The sequence below is a fragment of the Kitasatospora sp. NPDC059795 genome (assembly GCF_042732175.1).
Lineage (GTDB): Bacteria > Actinomycetota > Actinomycetes > Streptomycetales > Streptomycetaceae > Kitasatospora.
The window spans coordinates 1-1,388 of record NZ_JBHWID010000057.1 but is presented as its reverse complement, the minus strand read 5'-3'; the positions used below and the strand labels follow the sequence as shown (position 1 = coordinate 1,388).

1 protein-coding gene and 1 pseudogene are annotated in these 1,388 nt (G+C 56.6%); one reads left to right on the top strand and one right to left on the bottom strand.

What is annotated here, in order from left to right; translation table 11 throughout:
• Positions 1-288: 288 nt before the first annotated feature.
• Positions 289-381, bottom strand: a pseudogene (locus tag ACFV4P_RS35940) (IS6 family transposase); the annotation flags it as partial.
• A 113-nt stretch (positions 382-494) separates the two neighbouring features.
• Between ACFV4P_RS35940 and aac(3)-IVa the strand changes: the two are divergent.
• On the top strand, positions 495-1,271 hold the full coding sequence (gene aac(3)-IVa, locus ACFV4P_RS35935) for an aminoglycoside N-acetyltransferase AAC(3)-IVa (RefSeq protein WP_001199192.1): 777 nt from the start codon (positions 495-497) through the stop codon (positions 1,269-1,271).
• Positions 1,272-1,388: the final 117 nt, after the last annotated feature.

Here is a 1,388-nt window from a genome sequence, read left to right as displayed (position 1 = left end):
GTCCGGGGACGTCAATCTAGAAAGTATAGGAACTTCGAAGTTCCCGCCAGCCTCGCAGAGCAGGATTCCCGTTGAGCACCGCCAGGTGCGAATAAGGGACAGTGAAGAAGGAACACCCGCTCGCGGGTGGGCCTACTTCACCTATCCTGCCCGGCTGACGCCGTTGGATACACCAAGGAAAGTCTACACGAACCCTTTGGCAAAATCCTGTATATCGTGCGAAAAAGGATGGATATACCGAAAAAATCGCTATAATGACCCCGAAGCAGGGTTATGCAGCGGAAAATGCAGCTCACGGTAACTGATGCCGTATTTGCAGTACCAGCGTACGGCCCACAGAATGATGTCACGCTGAAAATGCCGGCCTTTGAATGGGTTCATGTGCAGCTCCATAAGCAAAAGGGGATGATAAGTTTATCACCACCGACTATTTGCAACAGTGCCGTTGATCGTGCTATGATCGACTGATGTCATCAGCGGTGGAGTGCAATGTCGTGCAATACGAATGGCGAAAAGCCGAGCTCATCGGTCAGCTTCTCAACCTTGGGGTTACCCCCGGCGGTGTGCTGCTGGTCCACAGCTCCTTCCGTAGCGTCCGGCCCCTCGAAGATGGGCCACTTGGACTGATCGAGGCCCTGCGTGCTGCGCTGGGTCCGGGAGGGACGCTCGTCATGCCCTCGTGGTCAGGTCTGGACGACGAGCCGTTCGATCCTGCCACGTCGCCCGTTACACCGGACCTTGGAGTTGTCTCTGACACATTCTGGCGCCTGCCAAATGTAAAGCGCAGCGCCCATCCATTTGCCTTTGCGGCAGCGGGGCCACAGGCAGAGCAGATCATCTCTGATCCATTGCCCCTGCCACCTCACTCGCCTGCAAGCCCGGTCGCCCGTGTCCATGAACTCGATGGGCAGGTACTTCTCCTCGGCGTGGGACACGATGCCAACACGACGCTGCATCTTGCCGAGTTGATGGCAAAGGTTCCCTATGGGGTGCCGAGACACTGCACCATTCTTCAGGATGGCAAGTTGGTACGCGTCGATTATCTCGAGAATGACCACTGCTGTGAGCGCTTTGCCTTGGCGGACAGGTGGCTCAAGGAGAAGAGCCTTCAGAAGGAAGGTCCAGTCGGTCATGCCTTTGCTCGGTTGATCCGCTCCCGCGACATTGTGGCGACAGCCCTGGGTCAACTGGGCCGAGATCCGTTGATCTTCCTGCATCCGCCAGAGGCGGGATGCGAAGAATGCGATGCCGCTCGCCAGTCGATTGGCTGAGCTCATAAGTTCCTATTCCGAAGTTCCTATTCTCTAGAAAGTATAGGAACTTCGAAGTTCCCGCCAGCCTCGCAGAGCAGGATTCCCGTTGAGCACCGCCAGGTGCGAATAAGGGAC